Origin of the sequence: Actinomycetospora straminea, from assembly GCF_028737255.1 — a bacterium.
GTDB classification, from domain to species: Bacteria; Actinomycetota; Actinomycetes; order Mycobacteriales; family Pseudonocardiaceae; genus Actinomycetospora; species Actinomycetospora straminea.
Window position 1 is genome coordinate 183,825 of record NZ_JAQZAN010000006.1, and the last position, 20,068, is coordinate 203,892.

The following is a 20,068-nucleotide window of genomic DNA, read 5'->3' on the forward strand; positions in this document are numbered from 1 at the left end:
CGCGGCCCGCGACTCCGTGCGCCGCACGGATCCAGCGGGGTCAGGGCGGGATCGCTCTCCGCAGCTCACCCCGGCTCGTCGCGCCCGTCTTGGCGAGCAGGTTGCCGACGTGCGTCTCGACGGTCCGCCGGGACACGACCAGGCGCTCCGCGATCTCCGGGTTCGCGAGCCCCTCGCCGACCAGGCGCAGGACCTCCATCTCGCGACCCGTGACGCCCTGCGCGCGCAGGGTCGGCGGCACGTCGGTGAGGTCGCGCTGCGGGCGCGGCACCGGCGCCCCGAGCGCGCGCAGCCGCGCCCGGGACCACGCGGCGAGCCGGTCCTCGCCGGTGCCCGCGGTCCACGCGAGGATCTCGTGCAGGACGGGGACCGGGTCGCCGAGCACGCGCCCACCGTGCTCGAGCAGGAGGCCGCGCAGCAGGTGGCGGAAGAACGGCCGGGACGTCACGAGGGCGTCGCCGGCGGCGAGCTCGGCGGACGGGTCGTCGCCGCGGTGCGCCGCGGCGATCGCGTCGCAGAAGTGCAGGGCCGCCCGGTTCAGCACCTGGACCAGCACGTCCGAGCCCCGCAGCTCCTCGCGCGGCGCGGGGTCGTCGGGGTCGAGCGCGGTCCGCAGCACGGCGCGCTCGCCCCACGACGGCGTCGGGTTCGCGCTCTCGGCGCGGCGCAGGACGTCGATCGCGGCGTCGTAGCAGGGGAGGGCCGCGGCGACGTCGCCCGCGAGCCAGCGGTCGTGGGCCCGGGCCAGCGCCTCCGCGCTCTCCACGTGCACCGGGTTCGCCGAGAGCGCCGCCGCCTCGGCGAAGAGGGCGTCGACCTCGTCGAACCGGTCGGCGAACACCCGCCCACGCGCCACGAAGGCCAGCGCGTGCCCGCGAAACCCCCGCAAGCCGAGGCGGCCGGCGCGCTCCGCGACGCGCTCGGCCGCGACCGCGCTCGCGACCGGCCCCGCGCTCCCGTTGTCGACCGCCACCAGCTGCAGCTCGAGCATGACGGCCGTCCCGACCATGCCCGCCTCCTGCGCCAGCTCCCGGGCGCGGCGCAGGGACTCGCCGCCGCCCGTGCCGAACATGTCGGCCACGCCGAGCTCGGAGAGCGCGCGGAGGCGCCACGCCGTCAGGCCGTGCCGCTCGGCGATCTCCGCGGCGCGACGGAACGCGGCCGCCGACCGCTCCGGGTCGTCGCGGCGGTGGGCCCGTCCGACCACCTCGAGGGCCTCGCAGGCCGCCTCCGGCGCCCGGGTCTCGGCGGCCGCGACGGCGGGCTCCGCCAGGCGCAGGGCCTCGGAGACCTCGCCGACGCCCAGCGCGACGTGGGCGGCGAGGGCGAGCACGCGCGGGTCGTCGTCCCGCCCCCGGGCGAGCAGGGCCCGGGCCTCGTCGAACCGTTCGGCGGCGACGCACGCGCGGGCCAGGGCGACCGCGAGCGCGGTGCGCGCCGGCTCCGCGGCGCCGGGGAGCAGGTGCCCGCCGACGGCCAGCGCCTCGTCGGTGCGGGCGGCCAGGGCGAGCACCTCGACGCGCTCGAGCGCGACCGGCAGCCGCTGGGCCTCCCCCGCCAGCGCCGTCGCCTGCTCGAGGACACCGAGGGCCGCGGCCGGCGCGCCCGCGGCCCGGTGCTCGCGGGCGTGGCGCAGCAGGAGCTCGGCGGCGCGGTCGGGATCGCCGCCGCGGGCGTGGAGCTCGGCGACGCGGGCGAGCCGCGGGCCGGCGAGGTCGTCGGCGTCGAGGGCCGCGGCGGCCCGGGCGGCGAGGACGGCGCGCTCGGGGCCGGTGAGGGCCGCGAGCACCGCGTCCTGGGTCAGCGCGTGCCGCCAGCGCAGCCCGCCGTCCGCGTCCGGGACGAGCAGGCGGGCCTCCACCGCGCGGCGCAGCGCCGCGGCCGCGTCAGCGTCGTCGACGCCGGCGGCGGTCGGCAGCAGGTCCCACGCCAGGTCGCGCCCGAGCAGGGCCGCCACCCGGACCACGTCCCGGTCGCCCGCGTCCAGGGCGGCGACCCGCGCGGCCACCGCCTCGGCGAAGGCCTCCGGGACCTCGACGGGCAGCGGCCCCGACGCGCGCCAGTGACCGTCACGCCGGGTGATCGCGCCGGCGTCGGCCAGGCGCGTGGCGAGCTCCTCGACCAGCAGCGGCAGCCCGTCGGCGGCCGCCACGACGTGGTCGCGGACGTCGTCGGCGAGCGCGGCCCCGAGCACCGCGCCCGCCAGCGACGCCGCGTCGTCGCGGGCCAGACGCCCGAGCTCCACCACCGGGACCCGCGCGCGACGCAGCGGCGCGAAGCCCTCCGGCGGCCGCTCGTCGGAGCGCACCGAGCCGAGCACCCGGACGCCGCCGCCGAGCCGGCCGGCGAGGTACTCGAGCACGGCGAGGGTGTCGCGGTCGGCCCAGTGCAGGTCGTCGAGCACCACGACCGCGCGCCCCTCCCCCGCGATCACCCCGAGCAGCTCGACGACGGCCTCGCCGAGCACGAGGACCGGGTCGACGAGGTACGGGGCGGTCGCGGTGATCGCCGGGCCCGCCGTCCACGCGGGCAGCACCCGGGCGAGGACCGCGCGGAACGGGGCGAGGCGCGGCTGGTCGGCGAGCGCCGGGCTCGCGACGGCGGCCAGCGCCTCGGCGAGCGGGCGGTAGGGCCCGCCGCCGGGCACGGCGTGCCCGCGCAGCACGCGCGCGCCCGCGGCCGTGGCGCGCACGGCGACCTCGTCGAGCAGTCGGGTCTTGCCGCTGCCCGCCTCGCCGGCGACCAGCGTCACCCCGCCGGGCCCGGACAGCGCCGCCGCGACCAGGGCCGCGACCTCGTCGTCACGCCCGATCAGCGGTGCCGCACCCGGCCCGGCCTGCATCGACCCAGTGTGGGTAACCGCGGCCATGGCCGAGAAGAGCAGCGAGCAGATCCGCTCCGAGTTCGACGACGTCGTGAACATGAGCGCGAAGGAGCTCGAGGACTGGCTGGGCACCGACGAGTCGCAGTCGGTAGGCCAGTCGTCGGGCGACGACGACGAGTCGACGGGCCACTTCATGGGCCGGCGGATCGTCGAGATCCAGAAGAAGGACGAGGGTGAGCTCGACGACGACGACCTCGCGGCGATGAAGAAGGTCCACGGCTACGTCGCGCGGCACACGAAGCAGAAGCCCTCGAAGGAGGACATCGAGACCTCGAAGTGGCGCTACTCGCTCATGAACTGGGGCCACGACCCCCTGAAATGAGGTGCGCTGCGCGCTGGTGAGCAGAAAGGAGGGCTGGAGCACTTCTTTCTGCTCACCTGCGCTGCGCGCACCTCACTGCAGGTCGGTGATCTTGATGCCGGCGTGCACCTTGTAGCGCCGGTTGATCGCGATGAGGTTCGCCGTCAGGCACTCCACCTGATAGGCGTTGCGCAGCCGCCCGCCGTAGATCCCGCGCACGCCCGGGATCGCGTCGGCGAGGGCGCGCACGACGTCGGTGGCCTCGCGGTCGTCGCCCAGCACGAGGACGTCGCAGTCGACCTCGTCCTGCTCCAGGTCGGCGAGCAGCACCGCGGAGACGTTGTGGAACGCGGCGGTGACCCGCGACTCGGGCAGCAGCTGCTCGGCCTGCTGCGCGGCGCTGCCCTCCTCCACCGGCAGCGGGTACGGGCCCCTCTTGTCGAACCCGATCGGCACGACGCAGTCGACGACGATCTTGCCCTTGAGCTGCTCGGCGAGCCCCCGCAGCGTCTCGGCGTGCGACTCCCACGGCACGGCGGCGACGACGACGTCGGCCTCGGCCGCGCAGGTCGCGTTGTCCGCGCCCCGGACGTGGTCGACGCCCGCGGCCTGGCAGTACTCCTGCGCCGAGTTCTCGGCGCGCTCGGCCGCACGGGAGCCGACGATGACCTCGATGCCCGCGCGGGCCCAGCGCAGCGCCAGCCCCTGGCCCTGGTTGCCGGTGCCGCCGAGCACGCCGACGGTCAGGGTGGTCGGGTCCACGGCCCCGTCTGAGGACGAGTCGGACGAGGTCGGTGCGTTCACGGTGCGGGCTCCCAGCACGAACGGTCAGGACGGACGGTCTCTACCACGATCAGCCGGTGACCAACCCGGTGAGCATCCCGGCGAGCTCGGTGTGCAGCGCCGCGACCGCGGCGTCGGCGGCCGGCACGGCGGCGGTGAATCCGTAGAAGCCGTGCACGAGGGCGGGGTGCTCGCGACGGCGGGCGTCCACGCCGGCGGCGGCGAGCGCGTCGGCGAAGGCGTGACCGGCGTCGCGCAGCGGGTCGTAGCCGGCCGTCGCGACGATCGTCGGCGGGAACCCGGCGAGCGTCCCCGCGCGCAGCGGCGAGAGCCGGACGTCGCCGCGCGGGTCGTGACCGGCGAGGTAGAGCTTGGAGCAGGCGCGGACGTCGGACGCGGTGAGCCAGTAGCCCTCGGCGTTCTCCCGCACCGAGGCGTAGCGGCCCTCGAAGTCCGGCGGCGGGTAGACGAGCAGGCAGGCCGCCGGGGCCCGTCCCTCGTCGCGCAGGGCCAGTGCGGTGACCGCCGCGAGGTTCGCGCCGGCGCTGTCCCCGACCAGCGCGAGCGGCCGCGTCCCGTCGTGCAGGGCCCGGACGGCGGCGAGGGTGTCGTCCAGCGGCGTCGGGAACGGGTGCTCGGGCGCGAGGCGGTGGTCGAGGGCGGCGACGTCGGCGCCGAGGTCGCCGGCGAGCCGGGCGGCGACGGCGTCGTAGGCGTCGCCCCCGCCGAGCACCCAGCCGCCGCCGTGCACGAACACGACGAGGGCGTCCGAGGTCCGGTCAGCCGCCCGGTGCCACCGCACCGCGACCCCGCCCGCCTCGTCGACCTCCGGCGCGCGCGCCGGGCGGCCCGCCGCCTCGATCATCTGGGCGGCGAACCGGGCCCGGGCCTCGCGGACACCCTCGACACCCTCGACACCCTCGACACCGTCCGCGCCGCCGGTCGACCCGGGCACGGTGCCGGCGAACATGGCGGGCTGGTCGGCCCACCGGTCGAGCAGCGCGCGCACGCCCGGGTCGAGGGGCGCGCGGTCGGTGTCGGCCTCGGGTCCGTCGGGTACGGCGCTCATCGGCGCCACCCTAGGACTCGGCGCAGGTTCACCTGCTCGGGTCATCCCCGCCATCCGGGTGACCCGGGGATGATGATCGGCGACGACGGGGACCCGCCGTTGCCGAATCGATACCGAAGGCGGGGAACCTCCCGGCCCCCACGGGCGTCATCACCGGTGTCGATCCCCGCGACGCCCCGGAGCTCGCCGGCCTGCCCGGCCGCGAGCGCCGGCGCGGCTCCCCGACGCGCCCCCGCCTGGACCCTCACGACCTCGAAGGACCGACGCACCGCGATGGCTCTCCCCTGGCCGCACAGCACCCCGACCCTGCCCCGTCCCGTCCCCGCGCCGAGTCCGGCCGCGCGCGCCGCGGCGCTCACCGACCGCGTCGGCACCGCCGCGCGTCGCCACCCCGCGCTGGTCCGCCTCGGGGAGATCGCGACCAGCCCGCTCACCGCGCTGGTCGTCATGCTCCTCGGCCTCGCGCTGCTCTTCGTCCTGCCCACCGTCGGGCTGCCGTTCGTGGCGCTCGTGGTCCTGCCGGCGGTCGTGTTCCACCTGCGCCCCGAGCGCCGCACCGCGCTGCGTCGCCCCCTGGGCTGACCGGCGCGCCCCGGGTCCCGCACCGACGGCCCCGCTCCCCACGAGGGGGCGGGGCCGTCGGCGTTCCGGGCCGGGGAGCCCCGTGGTGCGGGTCGGCTCAGCCGTCGCCCGCCGACCCGCTCGTGGGGGTGCCCGACGACGGCTCCGACGACGGGCTGCTCGGCTCCGTCGAGGGCGAGGTCGGCTCCGTGGTCGGCTCGGTGGTCGGCTCGGTGGTCGGCTCCGTGGTCGGCTCCGTGGAGGACCCGGTCGTCGGGGTGGTGCTCGGGGTCGTGCTGGGCGTGGTGCTCGGCGTCGTCGTCCCCGGCCGGGTGGTCGGGCGCCCGCCGGTCGACGAGGTCGGGCGAGGCCGGTCGTCGCCCCGGGCCACGGGCGCCGAGCGGTGCGCGGCGTCGACGCGGGCCGGCGCCGGTGCGGCCGGGCCCGGGTCCGCCGTGGCGGCCGGGGCCGGCGGCACCGGGAGGGGCTGCTGGTCGGCGCGCAGGTCGAGGTCCGCGACGGTCGGGGTGATCGTCGTGGCGGACGGGAGCACCGCGCCGATCGGCGCGAGCGCGGGGGCCGCCCAGGGCAGGGGGCTGTCGTGCTCGGCCTCCGCGACCGGCAGGCCGACGCTGGTCGAGGACTGGGTGATCGTCTGGTAGACCGCCGTGGACAGCGACGCCGCGCCGACGACCCCGACGCCGAGGCCCGCGAGGACCCGGGTCCGCCGCTCCCGTCGCCGGTCCCCCGAGTCGACCTCGCTGGGCGTCTCCGGGACCGGCTCGGACGGCGTCACGGTGATCGGTCTCCTCGTCCCTCGGCGGCCCGGACCGGCGCGCGCCGCGTCTCTGCCACGGCGCCCCGCCGCCCCGGACGATCGACCCGGGGCGGCGCCACCCGATCCAACGCGGCATCGGTGTGATCGTCGTTCTGACGATCGGGCGGAACGACCGAGGCCCAGACGGCCCAACGCGCTGGGCCGGTGATGCCGGCCCGACCTGCGGGAACTCGCCACGGAGCACCCGCCGGGAGTCACCGATCGTGACCGCACCTCACGACGCGTGAGTGACGGCGGCCGCCGCGGGTGCCCGGACGGCCCTAGCATCTCCGCGCGTGACCGCCGAGCAGCAGCCGCCCGCGCCGACGTCCGGGCCCTCGCTGCCCGCCCTCGCCGACGGGCCGGCGCGCACCGTGTCGCGGATCGGCGAGAACCTGTGGGACTGTGTGACCCACGGCCACCTCGCCGACACCCGCCGCATGCCGCGCCTGCCGGTCCTGCTCGGCGACGGCTACACGGTCCACCGCTACGAGCCCACCGTGCCCGTCGATCCCGCGCTCGCCCCGCTGCTGCTCGTGCCGCCGCTCGGCGCCCCGGACTTCGCCTTCGACCTGCGCCGCGGCGCGAGCCTCGTCGAGGACCTGCTCGCCACCGGGCGCGAGATCTTCATCGTCACCTACGACGCCACGGGGCCCGGCGCGGGCCGTCGCGGGCTGGAGCTGTGGGTCGACGAGATCCTCCCGGCCGCCCTCTACGCCGTCGCCGCGAAGCACGACGACGCCCCCGTGCACCTCGCCGGCTGGAGCCTCGGCGGCCTGTTCACGCTGCTCACGGCGGCGAGCGGGGTGTCGGGGGCGCCCATCCGGTCGGTGACGGCCTTCGCGTCGCCCGTCGACGTCTCCGCGGTCCCCCTGGTGGCGCCGTTCCGGTCGGTCGCCGAGTACACCGGCGGCCGGATCTTCTCGACGGCCTACCGCACGCTGGGCTCGTTCCCGGCGACGGCGGTGAAGTGGGCGTTCCAGCTGACCAGCGTCGAGCGCTACCTGACCAAGCCCGTGACGCTCGCGACCCACCTCGACGATCGCGAGCTGCTCGAGCAGATCGAGGCCGTCGACCTGCTCATGGCGAGCATGACCGCCTACCCCGGGCGGGCGTTCGGTCAGATCTACCACCACGTGATCCGCTCGAACGACCTCGCCGAGGACCGGCTGGCCCTCGCCGGGCGCCCGGTGCGGCTGGCCGACGTCGACGTCCCGGTGCTGCTCGTGGCGGGTGCCGACGACGTCATCGCCCCGGTCGCGGCCGTCGAGCGCGCTACCGAGCTGCTGACCGGGAGCCCCGACCTGCGCTTCGTGGTCCACCCCGGCGGGCACCTCGGCGTGCTCGCCGGACGCCGGGCCCGCGAGCACTCGTGGCGGGATCTCGAGGCGTTCCTCGCCGACCACGATCACTGATCGACGAGCAGGGCCCGACTACGAGCAGGCCGGCCAGCGCTACCTGCTCCGCTCGAGGAGATCGAGTCGAGGGGCCCTTCGGTCGTCCGGGGGTCCCGGTGTCTCAGCGCGCCTCGGGCGGGATCTCGTCGGGGTGGTCGTCCTCGGCGAGCGTCACCGACGCGACGACGTCCTTCGGGCTGCCGTACTCCACCGGCGGCATCGCGCGCAGGGCGCGAGCCGTGCGGTCGTCGTCGCGGCGCTGCGCGGCCTCGACCAGCGTGTCGCGGTCGGCGGGGAACGAGACGCCGTCCAGGGCGGCGTCGAGGCGATCACGGGTGGTGGACGCGGACACGGGCGGCTCCTCGGTCGTGACCCGGTCGTTCCGGGACGCGGGCCGTGGTGCCCGCCGCGGCCCGTCGGGCACACCTCGGCCGCGAACCACACGGATGTGGTTCACCCGCCCCTGCCGGAGATCCCGCCCCACACCTCCCGTACGGTCGGCCCCGCTCCCCTGCTCCCCGAGGAAGGACACCGATGGCCGAGACGCTCAAGGCACGCCTTCTCGACTCCGACCGCCGCGGTGCGGTCGTCGAGGACCTCAACGGCCTCGTCGACGCCGAGGTCGCGAACAAGAGCGGCCTGTCCGGCGGCATCGTCAAGACGGGCTACGGCGCCCTCAAGAAGGTCAAGCCGGGCATCGTGCCCGAGGCGATCGACAAGATGCTCGACGAGTTCGTCGACCAGCTCGAGCCCTTCTGGGCCACCTACACCACCGAGGCCACCGGCGACTTCGGCACGTTCCTCGGCACCCGCCCGCACGAGGCGTCCGAGGCCCTCCTGACGGTCACCGACCGGCGCGCGGAGCGCAGCAGCCGTGCGGCGATCACGTCGATCTACGGCAAGCTGCGCCCGAAGGCCCAGGAGAACGTCGTCGACGCCCTCCCCGGTCTCGGCGCGGTGATCGAGAAGCACGCCCGCGTCTGATCTCTCCCGCTCCCCCACCGGCGGCCCCGGCACCGGACCTGCGCGATCGGTCCTGGCTCCGGGGCCGTCGTCCGTGGTGGAGTGATCTGGTGCACATCCTCACCGTCCTGTACGGCCACCCCACCGACCCCGGCGCGTTCGACGAGTACTACGAGAAGACCCACGCGCCGCTCGCCGAGCCCATCCCCGGGCTCCAGTCGTTCACCTACCGACACTGCTCGTCGCTCGACGAGAACCCGCCGCCGTACTACCTCGTGGCCGAGCTCACCTTCGACTCGATGGAGTCGCTGCAGGCCGGACTGGGCAGCGAGCAGGGTCAGGCCGCGGCGGGCGACGTCCCCAACTTCGCGACCGGTGGCGTGACGATGTTCGTGGCCCACGACTGAGCTCCCGCGCGGGCCCGGTCCTTGACCTCGACCGTGGTCGAGGACCGAGGCTCGGTCGCATCGGCGATCACGCCGACGGCCCGAGCCCACGGAGGTCGCCATGAGCACACCCGCCCCGTCCCGCTTCCAGGACGCCTACCTCACCGGTGAGCCGCCGTGGATCATCGGCGAGCCGCAGCCGGCGATCGTCGCCGCCGAGGCCGAGGGCCTGCTGCGCGGCCGGGTGCTCGACCTCGGCTGCGGCACCGGCGAGCACACCGTCCTGCTCGCCGCCCGCGGGTACGACGTCGTCGGGGCCGACTCCGCGCCGGCCGCGCTGGACCGCGCGCGGGCGATCGCGGCGGACCGCGGCGTCGCGGCCACCTTCGTCGAGGCGGACGCCCTGCACCCCGACGACCTGCGCGGCTTCGACACCGTCCTCGACAGCGCGCTGTTCCACATCTTCGACACCGACGACCAGGGCCGGTACGCCGACGCCCTGCGCGACGTGGTGGTCGACGGCGGGCGGGTCGTGCTGCTCGGGCTCGCGCCCGGGCCGGCGTTCGGCCCCGAGGTGACCGACGACGAGATCCGCACGGCCTTCAGCCGCCCGGGCTGGAGGATCGAGGAGCTGCGCGAGAGCACCTACCGCGGCCGGGTGCCCGACGCCGAGCAGGCGGAGCTGCTGCGCGTGCCCATCGGCGGGCACGTCGACCTGCCGGCGTGGCTGGCGGTGGCGCGCCGGGTCTGACTCAGGCCGCGAGGTCCTCCGGCGGCACCGTGTCGGCGATCTCGGCGAGCATCGCGATGTTGAGCTCGAAGGCGTGGCACGCCTCGTCGGCGATCCGGGCGCGCTCGACGTCGTCCCACGCTCCCTCGCCCGCGGCGTCGAGCAGCGCGCGGTAGCGGGTGCGGAAGGGCGGCACGGGGCCGAGGGCGGCGAAGTCGTAGAAGCGCGCGCCGTCCTCGGTCACGCCGTAGGTGCGCCGCAGCAGCCCGCGCACCGCCTGCCCGCCGGCGAGGTCGCCGAGGTAGCGGGTGTAGTGGTGGGCGACCCAGCCGCCGGGCCAGTCGTCGACGGTCGCGCGGATGCGGTCGACGTAGGCGGCGGTCGCGGGCAGCGGGGTGAGGTCGTCGGCCCAGCCCGGGCCGCGGAGGAACGCGAGGTCGGTGGCGATGGCGTCGCGGCGGCGCAGCGCGTCGACCGCGAAGCCGCCGACGACGGGGTGGTCGCGCAGCCGGTCGGTGCCGTCCTCGAGCGCCGAGTAGACGTGCCAGTACTGGACGACGAGCGTCGCGTAGTCGTCGAGCGCGAGGCGCCCGCCGAGCAGGGCGTCCATGTAGGTCGAGTGGTGCGCGCGCTCGTGGGCGGCGGCGGTGGCACGACGCAGGGCCTGGGAGAAGGGCTGGTGCTCGCTCACGGTCCGCCTCCGGTGTCGCTGGGCTACCGACGACGACACTAGGGTCCGCGATCGAGTAAGGCTAGCCTCACTCCAGGCGGCGCCGGCGTCTGCCAGGCTCCCGGGTGTGCGGGTGGCGGTGACGGGCGCGAGCGGCTTCCTCGGGCGCGCGGTGGTGTCCGCGCTGGTCGGCGCCGGTCACGACGTCGTGGGGGTCACCCGCGGCCGGCCCGTCGGCGCGGGCGTCGAGGTGCGCAGCGCGATGCTGGAACGCCCCGAGCAGGTGGCCGCCGCCCTCGCGGGCGTCGACGCCGTGTGCCACCTCGCGGCCGTCGTCCGGGTGCGCGACTCCCTCGCCGACCCGCTCGGCACCTGGCGGACCAACCTCGGCGGCACCCTCGCCGTGCTCGACGCCCTGCCCCCCGGCGCGCGGCTCGTGCTCGCCTCGAGCGCGGCGATCGCCGACGACCGGCCGCCGCCGCACCCCTATGGCGCCGCGAAGCTCGCCGCGGACCTCGCCGCCCGCGACGCGGCCGTGGCGGGCCGGGTGGGGGCGGTGTCGCTGCGGTTCGCCAACGTCGCGGGCCCGGGCGACGGCGACCCCACGCGCCTCGTCCCGGCCGTGCTGGCCGCGGCGGCCGGCCGCACCGGCGCGTTCGTCGTGAACGGCGACGGCGCGGCAGTGCGCGACCTCGTGCACGTCGCGGACGCCGCGCGCGCCGTCGTCGCCGCCCTCACCGTCGCGACCCCGGGGACGTACCGCGCGGTGCCGATCGGGAGCGGGCGCCCGGTGACGGTGCGCGACGTCCTGGACGCCGCCGAGCGGGTGCTCGGGCGCCCCGTGCCCGTGCGCCACCGCGGGGCGGCCCCCGAGGCGCGGGCGGTCACCGTCGACCCGGCCCGCGCCCGCGACGAGCTCGGCTGGGTCGCGGAGTGCTCCGACCTCGACCGCATCGTCCGTGACGCGTGGTCCGGGGAGTCGTGACGCCGCGAGCCCACCTCACTGTCGGGGGTCGGCCCTAGCGTGCGGTGCATGGCTCTCTGGACCGACTTCGCCGCGGCCGCGCCCCGCATCGCCGAGGTGTTCACGCGCCGCCACGCCGCCACCGGGTACCTGTGCATGCTCGGCACGCTGAGACCCGACGGCTTCCCCCGCATCAGCCCGATGGAGCCGCGGTTCCTCGAGGGCGACCTCTGGCTCGTCGGGATGCCCGACACCGCGAAGTTCGCGGACCTGCGCGCCGACCCTCGGTTCGCCCTCCACACCGCGACGACCGACACGCGGGTCACCGAGGGCGACGCCAAGCTCTGGGGCCGGGTCGAGGACGTCCGCGACGAGGCGCTGCACCAGCGCTTCGCCGAGGCGGTCTACGAGGAGATCGGGCTCGACCTGCGCGGCCAGCGGTTCGACCAGTTCCTCCGCGCGGACATCGTCGGCGCGGCGTCGGTGGCCGTCGGCGAGCACATGGACGTCACCACGTGGCGGGAGGGCAGGGCGGAGACGGTCGTCCGCAAGCACTGACCGCCGCGGGGACGGTCAGCTCGGCATGACGAACTGGTAGCCCTGCTCCTGCAGCCAGGGCAGGAGCTCGCGCACGGCCTCGACCGTCTGCTCGCGGGGCCCGCCGCCGTCGTGGAAGAGCACGACGGCGCCGGGGTGCACGCCCTGCTGGACGCTGCCGACGATCGCGCCGGTGCCCGGCTGGGTCCAGTCCAGGGTGTCCACCGACCAGCCGAGCGGGCGCATGCCGGTCTGCGCGGCGACCTCGTCGAGCAGCGGGGTCCAGCGGCCCTCGGGGGCGCGGAAGTAGTCGATGGTCGCCGGCGGCGCGACGACCTCCGAGAGCGAGGTGCGGCTGCGCTGCAGCTGCTGGCTCATGAGGTCCTGGGCGTTGCTGCCCACGGTCGCGTCGTGGGTCATCGTGTGGTCGCAGAGGCGGTGGCCCTCGTTGATGACGCGCTGCACCAGCTCGGGGTGGGCGAGGGCCTGGTCGCCGATCATGCAGAAGGTGGCCTTGGCGCCGTACTCCGCCAGGATGTCGAGCACCTCCGGCGTGTACTCGGGCGTCGGGCCGTCGTCGAAGGTCAGGGCCACGGCCGGGCGATCGGTGCCGGTGTCGGTGACGGTCAGCAGCGACGACGTGATCGCGGGGCGGGCGAAGCCCGGCATGCCGCGCGCGGGCGCGTCCTCGCCGGCGCGGACCGGGCGCCCGGCCGCGTTCACGGCCGCGGGCGCGGTCACGGCCGGGCCGGTCGCGAGGACCTGGCGGGCGCCGACGTCACTGAGCACGACGGCGGTCACGCCGGTCATCAGCGCGATCGTCGTCAACAGCCCGGCCCATCGATAGATGTAGGGCGGGCTGACGATCTGGCGCAGGATGACGCGCTGCCGAGGAGTGAGCATGTATCTCATCCGTCCCATCAGTCACAGGCGTCACAGCGAGAGACACCATAGAGGGCCCCTCTCGTGACGAGCGAGGGACCCTCTACGTCTGATCGAGTGAATGTCGTCGGAGGGCGACCAGATCACCCCGCCGTTCGGGCCGACGGGTGGCCGGGAAGCCCGCCCGCGTGAAGAAGCTGATCAACGCGACCGAGGACGTCGTCCCCGAGGCCCTGACCGGCGTCGCCCGGGTGACCGAGGGCGCCGCCCTGGTGGAGGGCCACCGCGCCCTCGTGCGCACGGACCGGACGGCGGGCCGGGTCGCGGTCCTCTCCGGCGGCGGCTCGGGGCACGAGCCGGCGTTCGCCGGCTACGTCGGGCCGGGGCACCTCGACGGCGCGGTGTGCGGCGAGGTGTTCGCGTCGCCGGGGGTGGACGCCGTGCTCGCGGCGATCCGCGCGGTCGACGACCCCACGCTGCTCGTCGTCATGAACTACACCGGCGACCGGCTCAACTTCGGCCTGGCCGCCCAGCTCGCGCGGGCCGAGGGCCGGGAGTGCGCGATGATCACCGTCGCCGACGACGTCGCCCTCGACGCCGACGACGACGTCACCGCCGGGCGCCGCGGGTTGGCCGGGACGGTGCTCGTGACCAAGGTGGCGGGCGCCGCGGCGGCCGCGGGCCGGTCGCTCGACGAGGTCACCGAGGCCGCGCAGGCCGCCGCCGCGGCGGTGGGCACCATGGGCCTCGCCCTGGCCCCGGCGACCGTGCCCGGCGGCGAGGCCGGGTTCTCGCTCGGCGACGAGGAGATCGAGATCGGGCTCGGCATCCACGGCGAGCCGGGCGTGCGGCGGGAGTCGCTGCGCGGCGCGGACGAGCTCGTCGACGAGCTGGTCGCGACCGTCTGCGACGACCGCGCGATCGGCGCCGGCGACCGCGTCGTCGTCCTGGTCAACGGCACCGGCGCCACCCCGCCGATGGAGCTGTCGATCGTCCTGCGCCGCGCCGTCGAGAACCTCGGCGAGCGGGGCGTCACCGTCGAGCGCGGCTGGTCGGGCACGTTCCTCTCGTCGATCGACATGGCCGGGGTGTCGGTGGCGCTGCTGCCCGTGGACGACGACCGCCTCGCGCTGATCGACGCCCCCGCCCGCTCGGCGGGCTGGCCATCGGGCTCCGGCGTGCTCTCCGGTTCGGCGTCCGAACCCGTGCCGTCGGTCGCCGTGCCCGGCGAGACCACGCCGACCTCCGGCGACGGCACCGGGCGGCTGCGCGGCACGGTCGAGGCGGTCGGCCGGGCGGTCCGCGACGCCGAGGACCACCTCACCGAGCTCGACGCCGCGACCGGCGACGGCGACCTCGGCACCTCGCTGTCCCGCGGGGCGAAGGCGGTGCTCGACGACCTCGACGCCACCGACCTCGACGACCCCGTCGCGACGCTGCGGATGGTCGCCGCTTCCGTGCGACGGGCGATCGGCGGCACCTCCGGTCCGCTGCTCGCGACGGCGCTGCTGCACGCGGCCGAGCACCTCGACGCCGGCGGGTCACCCGACGAGGCGCTGCGCGCGGCCGCGGACGGGATCGCCGACCTCGGCGGGGCCCGGCGCGGCGACCGCACCCTGCTCGACGCCCTCTACCCCGCCGCCGACGCGCTCGCCTCCTCCGGCTCGATGACCGACGCCGCCGATGCCGCGGCCGAGGGCGCCGAGGCCACCGCGACCATGACCCCGCGCCGGGGCCGGTCGAGCTACCTCGGCGAGCGCGCCCACGGCCACCGCGACGCGGGCGCCGAGGCGGTGGTGATCGTGCTGCGGGCGCTCGCCGAGGCCTGACACAGGTCACGGCCAGGCGGCCCCCACATCCCGCTCACGGTGTCGGCGTGCACTCTGCGTCGAGACCACCCGGGAGGCACCGTGGACCACCACCGTCACCAGCGACCGCTCCCCCGCCCCGACGCCGATCTCGAGGACCAGGGCCTCGCGTTCGACCTCGGCACGCTCGACCGGCGCCGGGTGCTCCGCGTCCTGGGGCTCGGGGCGGTGGCGGTGGGCGTCGCCGCGTGCGGGAGCACCACGCCGGCGTCGACGACCAGTCCCGGCGAGATCCCCGACGAGACCGCCGGCCCGTTCCCCGGCGACGGCTCCACCGGCGCGAACGTGCTCACGCGGAGCGGCATCGTGCGCAGCGACATCCGCACCAGCTTCGGCGGGCCGACCGGCGTCGCCGAGGGCGTCCCGATGGTCCTCGAGCTCACCGTCGCCGACCTCGCCCGCGGCGGGTCGCCCTTCGCCGGCGCCGCGGTCTACGTCTGGCACTGCAACCGCGAGGGCGATTACTCGCTCTACTCCGAGCGGATCGCCGGCGAGAACTACCTGCGCGGCGTCCAGATCGCCGACGCGGCGGGCCGCGTGCGCTTCACCAGCATCGTGCCCGCCTGCTACGAGGGGCGCTGGCCGCACGTCCACCTCGAGGTCTACCCCGACGCGCCGAGCATCGTCGACGCGGGCAACGCGATCGCCACCTCCCAGGTCGCCCTGCCCGAGGACACGTGTCGGCAGGTCTACGCGCAGCCGGGCTACGAGCAGTCCGCCACCGCACTCGACGACGTCACCCTGACCTCGGACAACGTCTTCGGCGACGACGGCGGCGCGAGCCAGCTCGCGACCGTCACCGGCGACGTCGCCACGGGCTACACCGTCGCCCTGCCCGTCCGGATCGACACCCGCACGGCCCCGGCGGCCGGCGGGCCGGGCGGACCCGACGGCGCGCCGCCCGGCGTTCGACCCTCCCGCTGAGCTATTGACTTTCGATAGCTATCGCTCGAAGATCGATCCATGAGCCCGGTCGTCATCGGTGCCCTGCGGGCACTCCTCGCCCTCATCGCGCTCGGGGCCCTCGCCGGTCAGGTCGCGATCGTCGTCGCCGTCGTCCTCGGGCTCGGCGACGGCGGGGTGACGGGCCTGGCACTGCTCTACGCCGTGCTCGGCGTCGCGGCGCTCGTCGCCCTCGAGGTGGGTCTGGTCGCCCTGTGGGTGCTGCTGGCGATGGTCCGCCGCGGTGCGATCTTCGACGACGCCGCCTTCCGCTGGGTCCGCGTCGTGACCGTCGCCGGGCTCGTCGCCGCGCTCGTCGTCGCCACCGTGTGCGTGCACTACGGGGAGATCGACGACGCGCCCGGCATGGTCCTCATCGGCGGCGCGGTCGGGGTCGGCGGCGCCGCCTACGCCCTGCTCATGCTCGTCATGCGCGGGCTGCTGGCGAACGCGACGGGGCTGCGTCGCGAGCTCGACGAGGTGGTCTGATGATCGTCGTCGACATCGACGTCATGCTCGCGCGCCGCAAGATGTCGGTCGCCGAGTTCGCCGAGGCCGTCGGTATCACGCCGGCCAACGTCGCCGTGCTCAAGAACGGGCGCGCCAAGGCCGTCCGCTTCACGACCCTCGACGCGGTCTGCCGCGTCCTCGACTGCCAGCCCGGCGACGTCCTGCGCTGGGTGCCCGACGAGGAGCATGCGCACGTCAGTGCAGCGCCTTGAGCCCGATCACCCCGCCGACGATCGCCAGCAGGAACACGATCTTGAGCGCGCTCACCGGCTCCTCGCCCGTCGCCATCGCGTAGGTGACGGTCAGGGCCGCGCCGATCCCGACCCAGACCACGTACGAGGTGCCGGTGGGCAGCGTGCGCATGGCCAACGCCAGCCCGATCATGCTCAGGAGCAGGGCGACGACGAAGACCACCGACGGCACCAGCCGGGAGAAACCGGCGGCTTTGCCGAGGGCGGTCGCCCAGACGGCTTCCAGGACACCGGAGACGACGAGCGCGATCCACGCCATGAGGGGCCTCGCAGGGTCGCCGTCTTGTCGTGGGCTGGGTACGGCGCCGCTCGTCCAGGGAGCCACGATCGCCGGGGCCCGCCGTCATGGTCGCAACGGCGTGCGCCGGTCTCCACGTCACGTGTGGTGGGTCCGGTCTCCCCCCGCCTCCGCGATCCAGGACCGGACGGTGAGCACGGCGTCGGCGAACGCCGCGGGCGCCTCGTAGGGCAGCGCGTGCCCCGCGTCGACGACCCGGTGCTCGTGGCGGGCGGTGAACATCGCGGCGTGGTCGGCGGTGCCGCCGGGCTTGAGGGTGTCGCTCGCCCCGTCCAGCGTCACCGCGGGCACGGTGATCGGCGGGCGCCCGGCCAGCCGGGCCTCGAGGGCGTCGTGGACCGGGTCGCCGTCGGCGTTGCCGAGCGCGTGACGGTAGGCGTGGACGACGACGTCGACGAAGTCGGGGTTGTCGAACGCCACGGCCGTGCGGTCGAACAGGGCGTCGTCGAACGACCATCGCGGCGACCACTGCCGCCACAGCATCCGGCACAGCTCGCGGCGGTGGGCGGCGAGCCCGGCCCGGCCGCGCTCGGTCTGGAACAGGTGCTGGTACCAGAGCGCGTGCTCGAGGGCCGGGTCCGCGGGCGCGCGCTGGGCGGCGACGTCGATGACGTCGTAGCTCGCCAGGGACACGAGCCCGGCCACCCGCTCCGGCCACAGCGCGGCGACGACGCAGGACGACAGCCCGCCCCAGTCGTAGCCGCCGACGACCGGGGCGTCGAGCTCCAGGGCGTCGACCAGGGCGAGCAGGTCGGACCCGAGCGCGGCCTGCTGCCCGCTGCGCATCGTCGTCGCCGACCGGAAGCGCGTCGGTCCGTGCCCCCGCAGGTACGGGCGGACGACCCGAGCGCCCTGTGCGGTCAGGTGCGGGACGACCTCGTCGTAGGCGTGGACGTCGTACGGGAAGCCGTGCACGAGCACGACCGGCCAGCCGTCGGCGGGCCCGTCCTCGAGGTGGGCGGTGGCCAGGACCCCGGCGTCGACCTGCCGCGTGATCGCCACGGTCCTCGACCCTAGAGGTCAGCGCGGCCGCAGCGCGGCGTCGAGCTCCCGGAGCAGCTCGCCCACGCGCCCGCCCCCTGGCGGCGCGGCCGGGTAGCGCTCGAGGACGGCGACGACCACGGGCGTCGCGGCGCGGCGGGCCTCGTCGAGCTGCGCGGCGGCCGCCTCCTCGCCGGCCGCGAGCTCGCTCGACCGGGCCGCGTGGGCCGCGGCGCCGAGGATGTGCCGGACCTGCGTGGCGTTCGCCAGAGGGTGGAGGTACGCCGCCGACGCCGCAGCCATCGCCGCCCGGGCGGCGTGCTCGGCGGCCGGGGTGTCGGTCTCGCCGGCGGCCCGCAGCGCCGCCCACGCCACGTCGCGCAGCGCCTTGCCGCGGCGCCCGCCGTCGGCGAACGCCCGGGCGGCGTCGATCGCGTCGCGCGGGCGGGTGTCGGCGGGGTGGGCGGTCTCGTAGAGGTCGATCACGGACTCGGCACACGCGGCGGCGAAGCCCGTGACGGCGCGGAGATCGTCGGAGGTCAGCGCGACCTCGGGCGTGGCGTCGATGAGGAACCGCTCGCTTGCTCGTCGATGTGCTGGTGGATCGAGGTCTAGCGTCTCCCGCGTCGTCGGGGACAGCGATGTCAGATGGGGGACCTGGTGCACGGGAGAACCGATTATCGGCGACGACTCTTCGTCGGCCTGCTCGCTCTGTTCGTCGCGAGCCTCGTCGTGTTCGTCGTGGCGGTGCTGTTGTCGCCCTCAAAGGACACGCTCGCGTTCGAGGGCGCCAAGATGATCCCGCAGGTCGGACTCGTCGCGGTCGCCGGCGCGATCATCTCCTACCTCGCTTTCGAGTACCAGCAGGCGCACCTGCGGTCGGAGGCCAGGCTGACCCTGCTGCGCGGGGTGTTGTCGACGGCCACCCAGGCGTACCTGGACGTCAAGCGGGCCCGTCGGAGCATGCGAGCCACAGGCGTCGTAATCGTCGACGGATCGCGCCACGTGGACGTCGGGCAGTACGACGACCGGATGGGCGAGATCATCGATGCCGAGCTGAAGATCGAGCAGTTGATCGAAGAGGTGTCATCGTCGGGCGAGTCCTTCAGCGACGTCGACGTCTGCGTCCACCACCTCCGCGACATGGAACGGACCCTGCACGCCGTCATCGCCGAGTACGAGAACGTGCGGCCGAAGATGGGCTCCGCGAAGACCCATCCGCTCGAGGGGCTGCCCTCGTTTCGTCGACTGCTCGCCCGCCCGCGCGACGACCCGGGCGAGTACGGCACCGGCTTCCGCCCAGTCACGGTCGCGATGACGAGCTTGCGCCAGTGTGTCCGCGCGGATCTGAGGGAGAGCACCGGACGCACGCCCACCGGCGGGCCCGTCAGACCCACCGAGCCGGATGCCGGCGGTCGTTTCCCGCGGCCGCTGCCATCGCAGGCGACTCCTGGCGCGAGGTAATGCGGCACTCCTCTCGGGAGGCTCCGAGCTCAGTCAGCTCTCGACCAGCCACGACAGCATCCGGCCCCGCGACCAGCACCGCCCGACCGCGTCGGCGCGCAGCGTCCGGTGCGCGAGCACGGCCACGCCGAGGATGCTGTGCCCGGAGGCGTGGCGGTCACCCATCGTCGGGACGCCCGGCGCGACCCCGACGCCCTCCGCCGAGACCCACGCCACCGTCCGTCGCGCGCCCGCGACGTCGAGCCCCTGCAGGAAGCGCAGCCGCGCCTCGACCGAATACCGCGCCAGCGCCCAGGTCGTCGTGACCACCGGCAGCGCGTCCGGGGGCACGCGCTCGATCGCCTCGGGCAGCAGGTCGATCGGGTCGCCGCGCAGGAGCAGCGGGCGTGCCGCGGCCGTCAGGCCGATCGCCGCCTCGAGCCGTCCCGGCTGGTCCGGCTCGCCGGCGCGCACCCACGCCACGTCCTCGGGATCGGTGACGTCCACCGGCTCGCGGTCCACGCCGATCCGCGCCACGACCGCGGGCACCGCCCGGTCCGGCACCGGCCGCTCCCCCACCACGGTGGCCTCGAGCTGTACCGGCGACGACGGATCGCCGAGCACGAGCCCGGTGCTGTAGGTGACGGCGACGCGATCGAGGAGCAGGTTGAACCCCGCGGAGCAGCCCACGTCGACGAGCCCGACCGCGTCCGCGCCGACCCGGTGGGCGGCCTCGGCGACGAGCGGGTGGAGCACGGTGGCGCGCCCGGTCTCGTCGGGCGGCCGTCGCCGTCGGGCCACGACGCCTCCTGTCGAGCGGCTGCGGTCCAC

Annotated in this window: 24 protein-coding genes and 1 riboswitch; of the genes, 13 read left to right on the forward strand and 11 right to left on the reverse strand. The window is 75.8% G+C overall.

The features are described 5' to 3' along the window. Window positions 1-40: 40 nt before the first annotated feature. Window positions 41-2,842 carry an ATP-binding protein gene (locus PH190_RS11090; protein ID WP_274231562.1) on the reverse strand — a complete coding sequence of 934 codons (2,802 nt, stop codon included), beginning with the start codon at window positions 2,840-2,842 and terminating at the stop codon, window positions 41-43. A 25-nt stretch (window positions 2,843-2,867) separates the two neighbouring features. On the opposite strand from PH190_RS11090, the gene PH190_RS11095 reads away from it, so the two are divergent. Next, window positions 2,868-3,206 carry a DUF3140 domain-containing protein gene (locus tag PH190_RS11095; protein WP_274231563.1) on the forward strand — a complete coding sequence of 113 codons (339 nt, stop codon included), beginning with the start codon at window positions 2,868-2,870 and terminating at the stop codon, window positions 3,204-3,206. Between the two features lie 72 nt (window positions 3,207-3,278). Here PH190_RS11095 and npdG read toward each other — a convergent pair whose 3' ends face one another. Next, window positions 3,279-3,947, reverse strand: a complete 669-nt coding sequence (gene npdG, locus PH190_RS11100) for an NADPH-dependent F420 reductase (protein WP_274231564.1) — start codon at window positions 3,945-3,947, stop codon at window positions 3,279-3,281. A gap of 91 nt (window positions 3,948-4,038) precedes the next feature. Further along, entirely contained in the window at window positions 4,039-5,037 is a 999-nt protein-coding gene (locus PH190_RS11105; protein ID WP_274231565.1) for an alpha/beta hydrolase, read from the reverse strand. A 273-nt stretch (window positions 5,038-5,310) separates the two neighbouring features. Between PH190_RS11105 and PH190_RS11110 the strand changes: the two genes are divergently transcribed. Continuing rightward, window positions 5,311-5,619, forward strand: a complete 309-nt coding sequence (locus PH190_RS11110) for a hypothetical protein (protein ID WP_274231566.1) — start codon at window positions 5,311-5,313, stop codon at window positions 5,617-5,619. A gap of 97 nt (window positions 5,620-5,716) precedes the next feature. Here the strand turns inward: PH190_RS11110 and PH190_RS11115 are convergent, their stop codons facing one another. Continuing rightward, entirely contained in the window at window positions 5,717-6,394 is a 678-nt protein-coding gene (locus tag PH190_RS11115) for a hypothetical protein (RefSeq protein WP_274231567.1), read from the reverse strand. A gap of 317 nt (window positions 6,395-6,711) precedes the next feature. On the opposite strand from PH190_RS11115, the gene PH190_RS11120 reads away from it, so the two are divergent. Continuing rightward, window positions 6,712-7,830 (forward strand): alpha/beta fold hydrolase, encoded by a 1,119-nt coding sequence (locus PH190_RS11120; RefSeq protein WP_274231568.1) that lies wholly within the window; start codon window positions 6,712-6,714, stop codon window positions 7,828-7,830. Between the two features lie 103 nt (window positions 7,831-7,933). Here PH190_RS11120 and PH190_RS11125 read toward each other — a convergent pair whose 3' ends face one another. Then, window positions 7,934-8,164: a DUF2795 domain-containing protein gene (locus tag PH190_RS11125; protein ID WP_274231569.1), complete on the reverse strand. Its 231-nt coding sequence runs from the start codon at window positions 8,162-8,164 to the stop codon at window positions 7,934-7,936. Window positions 8,165-8,346: 182 nt separating this feature from the next. On the opposite strand from PH190_RS11125, the gene PH190_RS11130 reads away from it, so the two are divergent. The 3 genes from PH190_RS11130 to PH190_RS11140 all read left to right on the forward strand — a co-directional run bounded on the left by PH190_RS11130 (window position 8,347) and on the right by PH190_RS11140 (window position 9,912). Beyond that, window positions 8,347-8,796 carry a DUF6918 family protein gene (locus PH190_RS11130; protein WP_274231570.1) on the forward strand — a complete coding sequence of 150 codons (450 nt, stop codon included), beginning with the start codon at window positions 8,347-8,349 and terminating at the stop codon, window positions 8,794-8,796. An 89-nt stretch (window positions 8,797-8,885) separates the two neighbouring features. Next, complete coding sequence (locus PH190_RS11135) at window positions 8,886-9,182, forward strand: EthD family reductase (RefSeq protein WP_274231571.1); 297 nt, start codon at window positions 8,886-8,888, stop codon at window positions 9,180-9,182. A 100-nt stretch (window positions 9,183-9,282) separates the two neighbouring features. Next, window positions 9,283-9,912, forward strand: a complete 630-nt coding sequence (locus PH190_RS11140; RefSeq protein ID WP_274231572.1) for a class I SAM-dependent methyltransferase — start codon at window positions 9,283-9,285, stop codon at window positions 9,910-9,912. Window position 9,913: 1 nt separating this feature from the next. Here the strand turns inward: PH190_RS11140 and PH190_RS11145 are convergent, their stop codons facing one another. Further along, window positions 9,914-10,582, reverse strand: coding sequence for a biliverdin-producing heme oxygenase (locus tag PH190_RS11145; protein WP_274231573.1), 669 nt, complete (start codon window positions 10,580-10,582; stop codon window positions 9,914-9,916). A gap of 106 nt (window positions 10,583-10,688) precedes the next feature. On the opposite strand from PH190_RS11145, the gene PH190_RS11150 reads away from it, so the two are divergent. Both PH190_RS11150 and PH190_RS11155 read left to right on the forward strand, forming a co-directional pair. Next, window positions 10,689-11,546: an NAD-dependent epimerase/dehydratase family protein gene (locus PH190_RS11150; protein ID WP_274231574.1), complete on the forward strand. Its 858-nt coding sequence runs from the start codon at window positions 10,689-10,691 to the stop codon at window positions 11,544-11,546. Window positions 11,547-11,594: 48 nt separating this feature from the next. Next, the gene (locus PH190_RS11155) at window positions 11,595-12,083 is read left to right on the forward strand and encodes a pyridoxamine 5'-phosphate oxidase family protein (RefSeq protein ID WP_274231575.1); all 489 of its coding nucleotides are present in this window, start codon (window positions 11,595-11,597) and stop codon (window positions 12,081-12,083) included. A 15-nt stretch (window positions 12,084-12,098) separates the two neighbouring features. On the opposite strand, the gene PH190_RS11160 is transcribed toward PH190_RS11155, so the two are convergent. After that, window positions 12,099-12,965, reverse strand: coding sequence for a polysaccharide deacetylase family protein (locus PH190_RS11160; protein WP_274231576.1), 867 nt, complete (start codon window positions 12,963-12,965; stop codon window positions 12,099-12,101). Between the two features lie 167 nt (window positions 12,966-13,132). On the opposite strand from PH190_RS11160, the gene PH190_RS11165 reads away from it, so the two are divergent. The 4 genes from PH190_RS11165 to PH190_RS11180 all read left to right on the forward strand — a co-directional run bounded on the left by PH190_RS11165 (window position 13,133) and on the right by PH190_RS11180 (window position 16,476). Next, a complete protein-coding gene (locus PH190_RS11165) occupies window positions 13,133-14,773 on the forward strand; it encodes a dihydroxyacetone kinase family protein (protein WP_274231577.1) in 1,641 nt (546 codons plus the stop codon). Between the two features lie 81 nt (window positions 14,774-14,854). Next, entirely contained in the window at window positions 14,855-15,736 is an 882-nt protein-coding gene (locus tag PH190_RS11170; RefSeq protein ID WP_274231578.1) for an intradiol ring-cleavage dioxygenase, read from the forward strand. A 39-nt stretch (window positions 15,737-15,775) separates the two neighbouring features. Further along, a complete protein-coding gene (locus PH190_RS11175) occupies window positions 15,776-16,243 on the forward strand; it encodes a DUF2975 domain-containing protein (protein ID WP_274231579.1) in 468 nt (155 codons plus the stop codon). Further along, on the forward strand, window positions 16,240-16,476 hold the full coding sequence (locus PH190_RS11180; RefSeq protein ID WP_274231651.1) for a helix-turn-helix domain-containing protein: 237 nt from the start codon (window positions 16,240-16,242) through the stop codon (window positions 16,474-16,476). The genes PH190_RS11175 and PH190_RS11180 overlap by 4 nt, the downstream gene beginning before the upstream one ends. Here the strand turns inward: PH190_RS11180 and PH190_RS11185 are convergent. From PH190_RS11185 to PH190_RS11195, 3 genes are all read right to left on the reverse strand, one after another. Then, entirely contained in the window at window positions 16,460-16,774 is a 315-nt protein-coding gene (locus PH190_RS11185) for a DMT family transporter (RefSeq protein WP_274231580.1), read from the reverse strand. The two genes, PH190_RS11180 and PH190_RS11185, sit on opposite strands and share 17 nt — an antisense overlap. A 12-nt stretch (window positions 16,775-16,786) precedes the next feature. Beyond that, a riboswitch (guanidine-III (ykkC-III) riboswitch) is annotated at window positions 16,787-16,857 on the reverse strand. Window positions 16,858-16,891: 34 nt separating this feature from the next. Beyond that, window positions 16,892-17,815 (reverse strand): alpha/beta fold hydrolase, encoded by a 924-nt coding sequence (locus PH190_RS11190; protein WP_274231581.1) that lies wholly within the window; start codon window positions 17,813-17,815, stop codon window positions 16,892-16,894. A gap of 18 nt (window positions 17,816-17,833) precedes the next feature. Beyond that, window positions 17,834-18,361: a putative immunity protein gene (locus tag PH190_RS11195; RefSeq protein WP_337993808.1), complete on the reverse strand. Its 528-nt coding sequence runs from the start codon at window positions 18,359-18,361 to the stop codon at window positions 17,834-17,836. Window positions 18,362-18,442: 81 nt separating this feature from the next. Here PH190_RS11195 and PH190_RS11200 point away from each other — a divergent pair, with 81 nt between their 5' ends. Next, window positions 18,443-19,258 carry a hypothetical protein gene (locus PH190_RS11200; protein WP_274231583.1) on the forward strand — a complete coding sequence of 272 codons (816 nt, stop codon included), beginning with the start codon at window positions 18,443-18,445 and terminating at the stop codon, window positions 19,256-19,258. Between the two features lie 33 nt (window positions 19,259-19,291). Here PH190_RS11200 and PH190_RS11205 read toward each other — a convergent pair whose 3' ends face one another. Continuing rightward, window positions 19,292-20,038, reverse strand: a complete 747-nt coding sequence (locus tag PH190_RS11205; protein ID WP_274231584.1) for a DUF2332 domain-containing protein — start codon at window positions 20,036-20,038, stop codon at window positions 19,292-19,294. Window positions 20,039-20,068 lie beyond the last annotated feature (30 nt).